Annotated in this window: 14 protein-coding genes; 9 read left to right on the forward strand and 5 right to left on the reverse strand. The window is 45.1% G+C overall.

The annotated features are described in order from the left end of the window. Position 1 precedes the first annotated feature (1 nt). From gatA to ACFSKO_RS19335, 4 genes are all read right to left on the reverse strand, one after another. The gene (gene gatA / locus ACFSKO_RS19320) at positions 2–1,483 is read right to left on the reverse strand and encodes an Asp-tRNA(Asn)/Glu-tRNA(Gln) amidotransferase subunit GatA (RefSeq protein WP_380254745.1); all 1,482 of its coding nucleotides are present in this window, start codon (positions 1,481–1,483) and stop codon (positions 2–4) included. Next, positions 1,483–1,770 (reverse strand): Asp-tRNA(Asn)/Glu-tRNA(Gln) amidotransferase subunit GatC, encoded by a 288-nt coding sequence (gene gatC, locus ACFSKO_RS19325; protein WP_380254747.1) that lies wholly within the window; start codon positions 1,768–1,770, stop codon positions 1,483–1,485. Before gatC ends, gatA begins: the two co-directional genes overlap by 1 nt. 251 nt (positions 1,771–2,021) lie before the next feature. Continuing rightward, positions 2,022–2,450, reverse strand: a complete 429-nt coding sequence (locus ACFSKO_RS19330; RefSeq protein ID WP_380254749.1) for a YbaN family protein — start codon at positions 2,448–2,450, stop codon at positions 2,022–2,024. A gap of 214 nt (positions 2,451–2,664) precedes the next feature. Continuing rightward, complete coding sequence (locus ACFSKO_RS19335) at positions 2,665–3,360, reverse strand: NnrU family protein (RefSeq protein WP_380254751.1); 696 nt, start codon at positions 3,358–3,360, stop codon at positions 2,665–2,667. Between the two features lie 194 nt (positions 3,361–3,554). Between ACFSKO_RS19335 and ruvX the strand changes: the two genes are divergently transcribed. The 4 genes from ruvX to ACFSKO_RS19355 all read left to right on the forward strand — a co-directional run bounded on the left by ruvX (position 3,555) and on the right by ACFSKO_RS19355 (position 6,687). Beyond that, complete coding sequence (gene ruvX / locus ACFSKO_RS19340; protein ID WP_380254753.1) at positions 3,555–4,037, forward strand: Holliday junction resolvase RuvX; 483 nt, start codon at positions 3,555–3,557, stop codon at positions 4,035–4,037. Between the two features lie 325 nt (positions 4,038–4,362). After that, positions 4,363–4,581, forward strand: a complete 219-nt coding sequence (locus ACFSKO_RS19345) for a PLD nuclease N-terminal domain-containing protein (protein WP_380254755.1) — start codon at positions 4,363–4,365, stop codon at positions 4,579–4,581. Between the two features lie 111 nt (positions 4,582–4,692). After that, complete coding sequence (locus ACFSKO_RS19350; RefSeq protein ID WP_380254757.1) at positions 4,693–4,872, forward strand: PLDc N-terminal domain-containing protein; 180 nt, start codon at positions 4,693–4,695, stop codon at positions 4,870–4,872. 543 nt (positions 4,873–5,415) lie between these two features. After that, entirely contained in the window at positions 5,416–6,687 is a 1,272-nt protein-coding gene (locus ACFSKO_RS19355) for a CaiB/BaiF CoA transferase family protein (protein WP_380254759.1), read from the forward strand. A gap of 10 nt (positions 6,688–6,697) precedes the next feature. Here ACFSKO_RS19355 and ACFSKO_RS19360 read toward each other — a convergent pair whose 3' ends face one another. Beyond that, positions 6,698–7,954: a hypothetical protein gene (locus ACFSKO_RS19360; RefSeq protein ID WP_380254761.1), complete on the reverse strand. Its 1,257-nt coding sequence runs from the start codon at positions 7,952–7,954 to the stop codon at positions 6,698–6,700. Between the two features lie 135 nt (positions 7,955–8,089). Here ACFSKO_RS19360 and ACFSKO_RS19365 point away from each other — a divergent pair, with 135 nt between their 5' ends. The 5 genes from ACFSKO_RS19365 to topA all read left to right on the forward strand — a co-directional run bounded on the left by ACFSKO_RS19365 (position 8,090) and on the right by topA (position 15,125). Further along, positions 8,090–9,100, forward strand: a complete 1,011-nt coding sequence (locus ACFSKO_RS19365; protein WP_380254763.1) for an aspartate carbamoyltransferase catalytic subunit — start codon at positions 8,090–8,092, stop codon at positions 9,098–9,100. Next, entirely contained in the window at positions 9,097–10,407 is a 1,311-nt protein-coding gene (gene pyrC, locus ACFSKO_RS19370; RefSeq protein WP_380254765.1) for a dihydroorotase, read from the forward strand. Before ACFSKO_RS19365 ends, pyrC begins: the two co-directional genes overlap by 4 nt. A gap of 35 nt (positions 10,408–10,442) precedes the next feature. Then, positions 10,443–11,060 (forward strand): glycerol-3-phosphate 1-O-acyltransferase PlsY, encoded by a 618-nt coding sequence (plsY, locus tag ACFSKO_RS19375; RefSeq protein ID WP_380254767.1) that lies wholly within the window; start codon positions 10,443–10,445, stop codon positions 11,058–11,060. Positions 11,061–11,177: 117 nt separating this feature from the next. Further along, positions 11,178–12,311, forward strand: coding sequence for a DNA-processing protein DprA (dprA, locus tag ACFSKO_RS19380; protein WP_380254770.1), 1,134 nt, complete (start codon positions 11,178–11,180; stop codon positions 12,309–12,311). A 117-nt stretch (positions 12,312–12,428) separates the two neighbouring features. Beyond that, positions 12,429–15,125, forward strand: coding sequence for a type I DNA topoisomerase (gene topA / locus ACFSKO_RS19385; RefSeq protein WP_380254771.1), 2,697 nt, complete (start codon positions 12,429–12,431; stop codon positions 15,123–15,125). Positions 15,126–15,132: the final 7 nt, after the last annotated feature.

Raw genomic sequence — 15,132 nt, forward strand, 5'->3', positions numbered from 1 at the left:
ATTACTTACCTCCCGCCATTAGCTGTGGAAGGGCAGAGAAATCTGCGGCTTCTTCCATAACACCAGCGACTTTAAGAACTGTCTCTTCATCAAACGCCTTACCAAGAAGCTGTAAACCAAGGGGCGTACCTTCACTGGAAAGACCTGTTGGAATGGAAATTCCCGGCAATCCTGCCAAACTTGCAGGAACGGTAAAGACATCGTTCAGATACATCGCAATCGGATCATCCATTTTCTCACCAATACCAAACGCAGGACTTGGTGCGGTTGGCGTTAGAATTACATCAACCTTTTCATATGCGTTTTTGAAATCATTGGCGATCAGGGTACGTACGCGACGGGCCTTGTTGTAAAAGGCGTCATAATAGCCCGCAGACAAAACGTACGTTCCAATAAGAATACGGCGCTTAACTTCGTCTCCAAAGCCCTCCGCACGTGTTCTTTCGTACATGTCATCCAGGCTCTCACCTTCAACACGCAGGCCATAACGGACACCGTCATAACGCGCGAGATTAGATGAGCATTCAGCAGGAGCAATGATGTAATAAGCAGGTAGCGCATATTTTGTATGCGGCAGGCTGATCTCGACAGGCTCGGCACCCGCTGCTTTTATCCATTCAATACCGCGTTCCCAGGCTTCATCAATTTCAGCAGGTGTTCCGTCAATACGGTACTCTTTTGGAATACCAACTTTCAGGCCTCTGATATCGCCTGTAAGAGCTTTTTGATAAGAAGGAACACCGATGTTCACGGATGTTGAATCTTTCTCATCGTAACCTGCCATTGCTTCAAGCATAATTGCAGCATCGCGAACAGATCGTGTCATAGGACCAGCTTGATCAAGCGAAGACGCAAACGCGACAACGCCCCAACGAGAACAACGCCCGTAAGTTGGCTTCATACCAACAATACCAGAGAATGCAGCAGGTTGTCGAATGGAACCACCCGTATCTGTTCCTGTTGCGGCCATTGCTGCACGTGCTGCAACGGTTGCGGCAGAACCGCCCGACGAACCACCTGGTGTTAATTGCGCAGTACTGCCTTCACGTTGCCATGGATTGATCACGTTACCAAAGTAGGACGTAATATTGGCCGATCCCATAGCAAACTGGTCAAGGTTGGACTTACCCAGCATAACCGCACCAGCGCTCCAGAGGTTGCCAGACACTGTTGATTCGTATGTCGGAACAAAACCCTCAAGAATATGAGAGGCCGCTGTCGTTTGAGTCCCTTCAGTACAGAAGAGATCCTTCATTGCAATCGGAATCCCCTCCATTAATCCAGCTTCACCGGCAGCACGACGCTTGTCTGAAGCATCCGCCATATCAAGAGCAATTTCAGGGGTCTCAACAATATAGGCATTGAGGTCGCGTGTTTCTTCCATCGCGCTGACGTGAGCTTCTGTCAGTTCTCGGGCAGAAAAATCGCCCTTATTCATGCCCGTAATGGCATCAGAGATTGTTAAATGTGTGAGGTTACTCATTATTCGATCACCTTAGGAACAGCAAAGAAACCGTGGGCAGAATCTGGAGCATTTTTAGTTACCCGACCTACATAATTCCCATCATTCACCACGTCTTCACGTAGAGGTTGGGTCATGGAAACAACAGATGTCATTGGCTCAACACCTTCGGTATCGAGTTCTGAGAGTTGTTCAATCCAGCCAAGGATTTGATTAAGTTCCCCTGACAGTGCTTCTTGTTGCTCTTCATCAACCCGGATGCGTGCCAATTTGGCAATCTTCGCGACCGTTTTTTTGTCGACAGACATACTGCGTTCCAATCTTCTATAAATATCGAAAGTACACACGTACTAATTTCGTGCGGAAAGTAGCATCCAGTCGCCCTTGCTGCAACGCCCGGCAGAACCATTTTTGTATCGAAAAACATCTTTTTTTGAGACTGAATAAAGAATTTGGCCTTATCTCTATAATTTTTACAATAAATTTAGAGCCGATTACGACGTCTTCATAATGAGTTTCTACAAAATTTACTCTGTTGAAACACAAAATTTTGAGTACATTATTCAGGAACTTTATCAGGACGAAGGCTTGGGCACTTGATAATAAAAAAGGCAACACAAGATAGGCTTAATCCAACGAGGATCAAACCCCACAACGGTAAAATCCCTTTATAAGTGACCAATGCAAGGCTCGCACTCATCATCGTGACAGCTAAAATTTTCGCCTTCATCGGAATAACACGAAACTTATTCCAGTCCTGGACCATTGGTCCCAGGTATTTATGTGTATAAAGCCAGTTATGAAACCGGATCGAAGATCGGGAAAAAGCCCAAAGGGCAACTAGCAAAAAGGGTGTCGTAGGTAACAAAGGTAAAACGATACCGATGACACCAAGGAAAATGCAGACCCACCCCAGTCCCATCAAGCAAATACGGCGCAGTCCTGATTTTTCAACCTTTGTTTCGCCTGTGAACTCAGGTTGAGACATAACGTACAAGCACCCATAATTTTTGAATAAGACGACAATAATATAAAGGGTAATTCAATACCCCCTTAACAATCAAATAGTGAACTTATGCCGACATCATAAAAATTCAAGAGACAAGATGTCACCCCAATAAATTTACCCAAGAGTTCAAGAGCCGCAAGCCACCATGTCTCAAAACCTGAAAACCTGAAAACTAAGATTGAGATTTTAGTCCCTAGTAAAAACCAGAAAGAGGACTTACCCCAAACAAAATAGGGTGGAGATATATCGCCACAGCAAAAACCATAAACCCAACAAATAAAGAGTAGCCATCCTTTAACGTTGGCCGACAATTCCCGCCCTTAAAAAGGCCTAGCAGCGGAATATTTGACGTTCCTCTGGAAAGATTTTTCCAAGCCTCCGTACCGAGAACTCGCTTCTTGCGACGGTCAACGATAAGCATTCCCACAAGTGATAAAGCCAACAGACCACCAAAAAAGAGAACTTCTGCCAAATTCCCATTGGCAAAAAGATGTGCTCCAGCCCAAAGAGCAAACCCCCAAAGTGCAGGATGCCGGACAATACCGACAAATCCTTGACGATCTTTATTAAACCCGTGAGTTGATCCAATAGAAAGAGGATTTGGTCGCAAAAAACCTGCAATAAAAATGATACTCGCCAGCGGCATTATATGTGCCGTAGTCCGGGCTGCCCAGGATTCATAAGGCCAAACTTCAACATAAGGAGCAGCCCAAACTTCTTGAATCAACCAAACCAAAACGGCGAGAGAAATAACTGAATACCCAATGTAGTAGCCTTTTTTGCCCAAAGCAGCGATCAAAGAACCTTTCACACTTTCCATTGGAGGTATGGAGTGCAGAAGCAAAAACAACACAAATGCTGCAATTAAATTTCCAAACCCACCAAACATACAAATTCTCGCACTAAATTAGCTATAAAGAGTCACTATTGATGTTATGCCGATCAAATCAACATCTTGCCAGATGACAGACTGTCGCGCATGATCGCGCAACCCAAGGGGAACTACTTGAAAACATCACCTCAGTAGAGATAAACCTTATGAAGTTTAAAACGAAAAGCCTTTAATTTAATAGTGAGCACAAAGTGCACGACATTGACATATATGACCTCCCCGACCTATTGGATCGAACTCAACGCCTTATCGGGTTAGATCCTGGAACAAAAACCATTGGGATGGCTGTATCTGATAGAAATTTCACTGTTGCTTCACCTATTGGTACAATCAAAAGAACTAAGTTCAAAAGAGATGCTGAAGAACTAAAAGCAATCTGCCTAGATAGAAATATCGGTGGAATCATTATGGGCCTCCCCGTCAACATGGATGGAACTGAGGGGCCGCGCTGCCAATCCGTACGGACATTGGCAGATAACTTGCAAACCATTGCTGGCATAGAGTTACCAATAGCTTTTTGGGATGAACGGATGTCAACTTCAGCTGTTGAACGATTTCTAATTGGTGAAGCAGATATGACTAGAAAAAGGAGATCAGAGGTCGTCGACAAAGCTGCTGCAGCCTATATTCTTCAAGGAGCTTTAGATGCAATCCAACGGCACCTTAAAATATAAAGTACCATTTCCTAATCATTCCTCGTCATCACATCTGCCATTCCTTTAATGCGGATAGCGAAACAATATAAACTTTTGCATCCTACCTAAGGATATAAAATTACCCCCTCACCAACAGGTTGTGAAACAACAGACCATGGAGGGTAAAACAGAAAATTAAATTTGCTTATTTTTCTTAATATTTCACCATAAATAATCATTTCTGGGCTCGTTCTCCGTATTAATACGAATGTTTACATTCTCTTTTTCCGTGTAATTATATCCTTCATGGAAGAAATCATTCTTGCTAACATATTGGATGCAAGACAGCTAAGGAATTACGACTATGTTCAGCCTGGAAACCGGCAGCATAATTGGTTTGACTCTATTGGTAATGAACCTATGGGCCATAACTAAAATCCTTCGAAGCCACGAAGCGGTTGCTGTAAAGGTCTTATGGATTGCCACTGTCGCCCTAATACCCGTCTTTGGATTTACCTTTTGGGTTTTCATGGGGCCTCGTAAAGAGAAAATTGGTGAAGAGCAACTAAACCCGCATCTGTAATCCAACCCTTTTATCCGTAATCATACCAATACCCAACTTAATCGAGCTCCTGTATCCTTTATTCAACTTGTTACACAGGAATTAACAATTAAATTTAAAGAGGATTATAAAATGTTTGGTTTAGAATTCGGGGGGATCTTTGGGCTACTCATCCTCATCGCCGACGTTTGGGCAATCGTTAAAATTTTCCAAAGCAACGCCACTACCGGCTCCAAAGTACTTTGGATTGTCATCATATTACTTCTGCCAATCATTGGCTTGATACTTTGGTATCTCATGGGCCCTAAATAATCTGCTTATTAAAAGACAATAGAGTAATGTTGCTGAAAGTGTCTGTTTACAGTAACTATGGCCAAGCTGGCAGCATTACTCATATTATGTCCCGCGAGTTCACGCGCAATACCATTGCTGCCCTAAAACGACGGAACTGCTTTTCATAGCTACACGCTTCAATTCTCAAAATGTAGAAGATAGACAGGTGTCAAACTCAAAAAGTGAGTTCTATTAACATAAAGGACGCCTGCATAATCACGTTGCTTCGGTCGTGAACTATTACCAGATCAGCTCTTTTTCATGATATCAAAGAAATCAATTGATTAAAGCAACCCCCATACCGGCTAAATATTTACAGAGAAATTAAATCTCTGACTTATATAACTTACCCAGAATCTCACAAAGTGCTGATTATCGAGTACCACCAACCTTTTCACTTTGAAGTGATAAATTAAGATTACCAAAAACAGCGTTGCATGAAGTAAGTGTGCTTTCTACACTTCTATCTAATAAAAATCTGTGACTAGCCGCCATCAATACCGATGTAAGGACCTCCTCTCTATGCCCAAAAATACTGAGACCAAGAATACCGGAACTAAAGATACAGGAACCCTACCCACAGGACCTCTATCAGGATTACGGGTATTTGATCTCTCAAGAATTATGGCGGGTCCAAGTTGTACGCAAATGCTCGGTGATATGGGCGCAGATGTCATCAAGGTAGAACGTCCGGGTCAAGGAGACGATACTCGAAAATGGGGCCCCCCCTTTTTAAAAGACAAAACCGGAGAAGATACTGAAGAAAGTGCTTATTACCTTTCTGCAAACCGTAACAAGCGTTCAATAAACTTAGATATATCGAAACCAGATGGACAAAAACTTGCCCGTAAATTAATTGCTAAGTGCGATATTCTGGTTGAAAACTTCAAGGTTGGCGGGTTAGCAAAATATGGCCTTTCTTACCAAGATCTTAAAGACGAATTTCCAAACTTAATCTATTGTTCCATCACAGGTTTCGGACAAACAGGCCCCTATTCTTCCCAAGCCGGATACGACTTCTTAATCCAAGGTATGGGCGGCATCATGAGTTTAACTGGTGAGCCTGAAGGTCAACCTATGAAAGTAGGTGTAGCCATCGTAGATCTGATGTGTGGCATGTATGCCAGTAACGCCATCCTCGCGGCCCTTCATCATCGAAACAATACCGGACAAGGCCAGTTTATTGACGTATCACTTCTAGACACCCAAGTGGCATGGCTCGCCAATCAGGGTCTTTATTATCTTACATCAGGCGATTTGCCTCCACGCCTCGGTAACGGTCATCCTAACATTGTCCCCTACAACGTCTTTCCCTCCTCCGATGGCCACTTCATTCTCGCCATTGGTAATGATGGTCAGTACCGTAAATTTTGCGTGTTCGCCAATTGTATGGAACTGTTTGAAGATCCCCGTTTCAATACGAATCAAAACCGTATTAGAAACCGAGATGAACTTACGCCTTTGATTAGCAGAATCACGGAGACACAAACCTCACCTTACTGGATAGAGCATCTTCCGCCTCTCGGTGTTCCCTGCGGCCCCGTCAATGACATGAAAGGCGTCTTCTCTCACCCTCAAACCGTAGCCCGCGACATGAAAATATCCATGCCACACTCAGATACCAGCAGCGGGTCTGTTGATCTTATAGGCAGCCCAATGAAATTTTCAAAAACCCCAGTCGATTATCGTAACGTCCCCCCAAAAATGGGAGAGCATACTCAAGAGGTATTGGAAGAATTACTTGACCTCAATGATTTTGACATGAGCGACCTCAAAACAAAGGGCATAACTTAATTTTTTTAAGTCACTCGACATTCGACATATCCAGATCAACAAGCTCTTGAATTTCAGCGACAGTAAGATCAAGAGGAGCAAAAGCGTGTTTACCCATCGTTCGAAAATATTTGTCGCTATCTTCCATGCGAATGGAATTCATAAATTTCTCATTACGTGAAATTTCATGAGAGGATGCGTTATCAATCTCATCTGAACCCGGCGCCACCTTCAAAGCGGGCCTTATTCTTGGTTCTGGGTTAACAGACGGTGGAATTGTTAAACTGCTTAAAACGACATCAGAAGGGACAAAAAAGGTTTGCGGAGTGTTATTTAAAAAATCATCTGGAAGATCAAAATCCCGAAGAATAAGCCGGTAATTCTTTGATACGTATAAAAATTGATCTTTGATTTCAGTGGCTAAACTGTCGGTTGATGGTTTGTTAGAAGTCATTAGTATTTTAAGAGCATCCTGATAGTCAATTTTCACTATCGCACCAATTTTTTCTGCCTCTTCAACGTGACGTAAAACATAAGGTTCTTTCCCAACCAGCATATTGACAGGAGAATATATTTTCCTCGCATCTAAACGCGAAATACCTTGGATCGGGGCGTTAACATCTTTTACAACAAAAAGACTTTCAATTTCTTTTCTAATAACTCGATCAGGCTTGCGCCCAAAATAGTCCATAACTTCATCCTCTGAGGGAAGATCCCAAAATAGAGGGCAGATGGCATTTCTGTTACTTTCATACATCGTTACCAGCTTTTCAACACCTTCGGGCACATTCGCAATTGCAGAAGGTAGCAACGATGCAGTAACGACCCCTTCAACAACGACACTATCCGGTATATTCAGGTTCCAAACAACATCGTTGTTGGATTGAAGAAACAGAAAAACAGGCTTATTAAAACGCCCAACACTCACATTAATTAATTTCGTTGTACTAGGCCACACTGCACCATTTTCAATCTGTATAGGAGAAACAAAATCACTAGACATCGTATCAATCCAAATAATTTCAGATTCTTCTGACGGAGAGGATATCTGGCACATAGAAGATTGTTTGGAAGGGGATAAAAATTCAGCATGCATAACTTCTGGAACCAGTCCCAATGCCATGCCCAGAGTATCCCAAAATGTGACCGTCGCAGATCTTCCCGATTTTGAGGGAATATCAACAACCACCTCAATGTTTTCAACACTGTCGTTTGAGAAATGAAAAAAGCTAAAAAAACTAATAAACCCGATTAAAAACACAATGATAACAAACTTAAAATCTTGCACTTACCGAAACCATAAAGAGAAAAACCACCAATCTATACGACTCAAAACAACACGACAAGGTTGAATAAATATTCACATTTAGTACAAATTTGATATATTGCACTCGGACATTATCAATGACATATTGCCGCTTTAATGACTACTTATGCTGAAACGATCGCTGCTGGCCTAACTGGCCACGGGCACCTGCTAGGAATAGAGGGCCTGAGAGCGGACCAGATTTCCGATTTGCTTGACCTAGCCGATGGCTATGTTGACCAAAATAGAGCCGTTAAAAAGACCACTGATTTGCTCGAGGGTCGAACGGTTATCAATCTCTTTTTTGAGAATTCCACCAGAACCCGCACTTCTTTTGAGCTTGCTGCAAAGCGGCTGGGTGCGGATGTTATCAACATGACTGTGGCATCAAGCTCGATCAAAAAAGGGGAAACCCTGGTCGATACGGCCATGACTCTCAACGCCATGCACCCCGACGTCATGGTTGTTCGTCATTCAGATTCCGGGGCCGTAAAACTCCTTTCTGAAAAGGTCAATGGCTCTGTGATAAACGCAGGTGACGGCAGCCATGAACACCCGACACAGGCGTTACTGGACGCGTTGACTATTCGTCGCCGCAAAGGTGATCTTTATGGCCTGCGCGTCGCCATCTGCGGTGATGTCGCCCACAGCCGTGTCGCACGGTCTAACATTCACCTTCTCAACACTATGGGTGCCGAGGTCAGACTTATTGCGCCACCAACCTTGCTGCCAGCAGCTGTTGATCGCATGGGCGTCGAAACATTCCACAACATGAAAGAAGGCTTAGAAGGCTGTGATATCGTCATGATGCTTCGTCTTCAGCTTGAACGTATGCAGGGCAGCTTTGTTCCTTCAATTCGTGAATACTTCCGTTACTTCGGACTTGATCAGGAAAAGCTCGCAATGGCCAAGCCTGACGCACTTGTTATGCACCCTGGTCCAATGAACCGCGGTGTGGAAATTGATAGTGAACTTGCCGACGATTTGGACCGTTCTCTCATTCGTACGCAGGTCGAAATGGGTGTCGCAGTGCGTATGGCCTGCCTTCACGCCCTAACACAAGGTACTCTTACTGGTGGAACAAATTCTGGTACTGGCGGAACTAATTCTGGGGGATCTAAAGAATGAGCCAACGGGATAATAAGACCAAACGCGCTTATATAAATGCACGTATTATCGATCCTGCCAGTGGCCTCGATATCAAAGGGGCGCTACTCAGCGAAGGCATTCACATTGTTGATTTTGGCCCCAAACTTTTCAAAGACGGCGTTCCTGATGACATAGAAGTCATTGATTGCGCTGGTAATTGCCTAGCTCCTGGCCTAGTGGATATGCGCGTTCACCTGCGCGAACCCGGCGACGAACACAAAGAAACCATTCTCACCGCAGGACAAGCTGCTGCGGCTGGTGGAATTACATCTATTGCCGCTCTTCCAGATTCCAGACCTATTCTGGATGATGTCTCAGGCGTAGAATACGTGGCACGTCGTGCGCGTGAAGCTAAAATGGTGAAAATTTTCCCTTATGGCGCCATCACCAGAGGCATGGAAGGCAAAGAGCTCACAGAGTTTGGTCTCTTAACTGAGTTTGGTGCTGTTGCATTTACAGACAGCACTAAAGCCGTCGCCAATGCACAGACCATGCGCCGTGCGCTCAGTTATGCCAAAACTTTCAATGCGCTGATCGTTCAACACCCTGAAGAGCCAACATTGGCCGGCGGTGTCATGAACGGTGGTGAGATTTCTACCCGCATGGGATTATCAGGCGTTCCCAACCATGCCGAGATCATCATGGTCGAGCGCGATATGCGTCTTGTTGAAATGACCGGGAGCCGATATCACGCCGCTCACCTTTCAACAGCAGGTGCCATTGATGTTATCCGCCAAGCTAAAGCTCGTGGTTTACCCGTCACTTGTGATACAGCACCGCATTATTTTTGTTTGAACGAAAACTCTGTACTGGACTACAGAACTTTTGCCAAGGTATCGCCTCCCCTACGCGCCGAAGCCGACAGAGAAGCCGTTTTTGAAGGTCTTGCCGATGGAACAATCGATGCCATAGCAAGCGATCACAGTCCCCATGACCAGGATTCAAAAAGACTGCCCTTTGCTCAAGCTGAATTTGGTATTGTCGGGTTAGAAACTCTGTTTCCCTTGGCTCTCCAGCTCTATCACAAAGAAGCCCTTAGCCTGATTGACGCTTTAGCTTTGGTAACCAATAAACCTGCAGATATCTTGGGCTTGCCCGTCGGCCGAATTGCCAAGGGTGGGGCTGCGGACCTTGTGGTCTTCAACCCGGATAGCCCTTTCTTTATCGACCCCGAAAAATTCCGCAGCAAATCTAAAAATTCCCCCTTCACCGGATTCCCGGCCCAAGGTAAAGTTTTAAGAACTGTTGTGGATGGCCGTACTATTTATGATAGAACACTTGCTTAACACATAAATATAATCAGCCAAGGAACAGTATCTCAATGCCAGACCCGATATCCTGGAGCCATGTGGCGCCCTATTATCTGATCGCATTTTTTAGCAGTTACCTGTTGGGATCTGTTCCTTTTGGCTTAGTTATTACTCGGGTATTCGGGCTTGGCGATATCCGGAAAATTGGATCAGGCAACATCGGTGCGACCAATGTACTGCGTACAGGTCGTAAAGGATTAGCCCTCCTTACTTTAATTTGCGACAGTGGCAAAGGGGCTGTTGCCGTCATGATTGCATTCCTTTGGGGACCCGACACAGCTTTGATTGCCGCTTTAGGCGCTGTTCTGGGTCATCTTTTTCCTATTTGGCTTAAATTTAAAGGTGGAAAAGGCGTTGCAACCACTCTTGGTGTGGTCTTCGCCCTCTCCTGGCAAGTTGGCATTATTGCTTGTTTAACCTGGTTTGTTACAGCTCTCACACTCAGGATTTCTTCCCTGTCAGCTCTCATGGCAATGTTCGCAACACCCATCGCGGTTTGGTTCTTGCACAAAGACCTCCAAATGGTCGAATTAACAGCTCTGCTCGCTATACTGGTTTGGGTTCGGCACCACGAAAACATTCGCCGCCTCATCAAGGGAGAAGAACCTAAAATAGGTAAAAAGAAGTAATTATTCTATTTAATTACAATATCTTAAAGACATACACATCTAGGACTATCAAACTAAATTAAGCCTAAAAACACCGAAGGGTTGACTAATTCATAATTAATCTCCCAAATTAATGGCATGATCAATGTCATTATGCCTCCTGCAAATTTGGATGAAAAACTCGACTGGCTCCAGCTCATTCGATCCCAAAATGTTGGACCGATTACATTTTTTAAACTGCTACAACACTTTGGTTCCGCCAAAGCAGCCCTGATTGCACTCCCGGAAAAGGCACGGAAAAACGGGAAATCCAACCCTGTTTTTTCTCGAAAAAAAGCGGAAGAAGAATTTACCAAAATAGAACGCTTTGGTGCGCAGTTGGTCGCCCTTGGCGAAGAGAATTACCCGCCTCTCCTCGCCCATATCGATGATGCACCACCCTTGTTACAGGTTCTTGGTAATGACAAGTTCCTAAAAAAACGCACTGTCGCGATTGTTGGCGCTCGGAATGCTTCCGCAAACGGACAAGTATTAGCCAAACAGCTCGCCCAAGATCTTGGACAATATGGTTTCCTTATTGCCTCAGGACTGGCTCGTGGCATAGACACTTCCGCCCATGAGGGCGCTTTAGGAACAGGAACGATTGCCGCAATTGCGGGAGGTCTTGATGTCACCTATCCACCAGAAAATCATTCTCTTCAAGAGGCCATAAAAGAAAGAGGCGTCCTAATTTCGGAAATGCCACTTGGCAGTAAACCCCAAGCGCGACATTTCCCGAGGCGCAATCGTTTGGTATCAGGTATCAGCCGGGGCGTTGTCGTCATTGAAGCCTCCTTAAAGTCCGGTTCAATGATCACGGCCCGCCTTGCTCAAGAACAAGGCAGAGAGACAATGGCTCTGCCCGGAAGTCCTCAAGACCCCAGAAGTAAAGGTGGAAATTTACTAATAAAGCAGGGAGCCACGCTTGTAGAGAGTGCAGAAGATATCGTTGAAACATTGGAACGCCCCTTTGATCGACCGTCTCAAAAGAGGACCTTTAGTGCTCCCATCGGCCCTCTATTTGAAAAAGAACCGAAGAAAAAAATTGCTCTAAATGCGGATGATGCTCGACTTTCTGTAAAAGAGTTGTTAGGTCCTAGCGCAGTATATGTTGATGACCTGCTCCGGCAGTGTCAGTTATCGCCTACAGATTTAAACGGTATCCTGCTGGAAATGGAACTGGCAGGGCAGATTGAATGGCAACCAGGAAACAGAGTTGCACTCATCTCTTGAGAGTACTTGTCTTGAGAGGCATCGTTAAAGAAGTCGTAGGCGTTCGTTATTATTGAAACCTTGGGATAATTCCTGACGGTTATTTACTTAAATTAGACGTAGGTAGCACCTGAAGCCATGAACATTGTCGTTGTTGAATCACCTGCCAAGGCCAAAACAATCAACAAATATCTGGGAGACGATTATCATGTTCTCGCCAGTTATGGTCATGTACGCGACCTTCCGCCCAAGGATGGCTCCGTCAACCCCGACGAAGACTTTGCAATGTCCTGGCAAGTCGACAGCGGCTCAGAAAAACGCCTAAAAGAAATCATTGCAGCTCTTAAAGATGCAGATCAACTCATTCTCGCAACCGATCCGGATCGCGAAGGGGAAGCCATTTCATGGCATCTAGCCGAAGAACTCCAAAGACGTAAGAAACTAAAAGGCAAAACGGTTTCACGTGTTGTCTTCAACGAGGTTACCAAGTCAGCCATTCAGCTTGCCTTTTCTCAACCAAGAGAACTCAATATGGAGTTGGTCGAAGCTTATTTGGCGCGGCGTGCTCTTGATTACCTCTTTGGATTTACGCTATCTCCTGTTTTATGGCGCAAACTACCCGGTAGCCGTTCAGCAGGACGTGTACAATCCGTCGCCTTGCGTTTGATTTGTGACAGAGAATCCGAAATAGAAATATTTAAACCACAGGAATACTGGACGGTTGACGCAAAACTCAGCACACCTGATGGTCAAAAGTACCCAGCACGCCTTACCCAGCTAAACGGCAAAAAACTTGAAAAGTTTGATCTTGGCGATGCTAAAGCCGCAGCCGAAGCTGTACGGGTTTTAGAAGACGCCACCAGTTTCACGGTAAAAACGGTCGAGAAAAAACAATCTCGCCGCAATCCTCACCCACCTTTTACGACCTCAACCCTCCAACAAGAAGCTTCACGCAAATTGGGTTTTGGGGCCTCTCGCACCATGCAAGTTGCGCAGAAACTTTATGAGGGTATCGATCTTGGTGGCGAAACTGTGGGTCTGATCACCTATATGCGTACCGATGGGGTCAGTCTATCTGCCGAAGCAATTGAATCCGGCCGCGATCTGATTGCCAAGCAATACGGTAAGGATTATCTGCCTGCCAACCCGCGCGTCTATAAAAGCAAAGCCAAAAATGCGCAAGAAGCGCACGAAGCGATCCGTCCTACAAATCTAAACCTGCTTCCAAAAGATGCTGCAAGTCACCTGAGCGATGAAGCCCGAAAACTTTACGAGCTTATCTGGAACCGAACCGTTGCCAGCCAAATGGAAAGTGCCATTCTGGATCAGGTTGCGGTTGATATTGACGTTGCTCAGGGCAGTGCCGTCCTACGCGCCAATGGATCTGTGCTTCGTTTTGATGGTTTCTTAACACTATATCAAGAAGACAAGGACGATGCCAAAGATGACCAGGATGATGATCGCCGCTTACCAAAATTAACAGAAGGTGACGTCGCCAAGCGTGAAGAAATAAACCAGGAACAACATTTCACTCAACCTCCTCCTCGGTATTCGGAAGCCAGCCTGGTTAAAAAGATGGAAGAACTCGGCATCGGCCGCCCCTCGACCTACGCCTCTATTATACAGGTTCTTCAAGACAGAGACTATGTCGTCCTCGAGAAAAAACGCTTTAAGCCTGAAGATCGTGGCCGCATTGTCGTAACCTTCTTGAGAAATTTCTTTGCCCGCTACGTAGAGTTTAACTTTACTGCTGATCTTGAAACCCAACTCGATGATATTTCTGCAGGAACAGCCGAATGGAAAGTCGTCCTTCGTGGGTTCTGGGATTCTTTCCATACCGCAGTAGACGAAACAAAGGGCTTAACCATTACCGAAGTTATTGAGGCGCTAGATGCGGATCTCAATGACCACTTCTTCCCAACTCCTGAAGATGCAGAAGCCAAACATCCCAGAGAATGCCCAACTTGTGATGATGGACGTCTTGGTATCAAGCTTGGCAAAACAGGTGGGTTTATCGGGTGTTCAAATTACCCTGACTGTCGCTATACACGCCAACTCTCCCTCCCAGACGGGGAAGGCGGAGAGAACGACCTAAGCCAGCCAAGAGAACTGGGCATTGACCCCGCAACAGAACTTGCGATTACGCTCCGCAAAGGGCCTTATGGTGTTTATATTCAGCTTGGTGAACCCGTAGAGAAGAAGAAACCGAAAAGGGTTTCCATTCCCAAAGGAACTGCGATCAGTGACGTTACCTTCGAGCTTGCTCAAGGATTGCTCTCTTTGCCGCGCGACATCGGTGCTCACCCTGATGATGGAGAGATGATCATTGCCGGGATCGGGCGATTTGGACCTTACGTCAAACACAACGCCACCTTTAAATCACTGACAAGTGACGACGACGTTCTCTTTGTTGGCCTTAACCGGGCTGTTGCTCTCATCGCAGAAGCCCCAAAAAGAGGTCCATCAACAGCTCTTCGGACCATCGCTCCTCACCCAGAAGATAGCGTTGATATCACCGTTCATTCTGGACGATACGGTCCTTACTTGAAATGGAACAAAGTGAACGCATCTCTTCCAAAGGATAAGGAAGTCGAAACCGTAACTCTGGAAGAAGCTGTTGAGATATTAAACAAGCAGATTGAAAAGAAGGGGCTTAAGAAAAAAGCCCCTGCGAAAAAGAAAGCTGCCCCTAAAAAGACCGCAGCAAAGAAAACAACTGCAAAAAAAGCTGCACCAAAGAAAACTGCGGCAAAAAAGACCACAACAAAGAAAGCGGCAACAAAAAAAGCGCCTGCTAAAAAAGCCGCTAAAAAAGTTGAAACTGAAGAAAAATAATTGATAG

The organism is Kiloniella antarctica, assembly GCF_042682825.1.
GTDB classification, from domain to species: Bacteria; Pseudomonadota; Alphaproteobacteria; order Kiloniellales; family Kiloniellaceae; genus Kiloniella; species Kiloniella antarctica.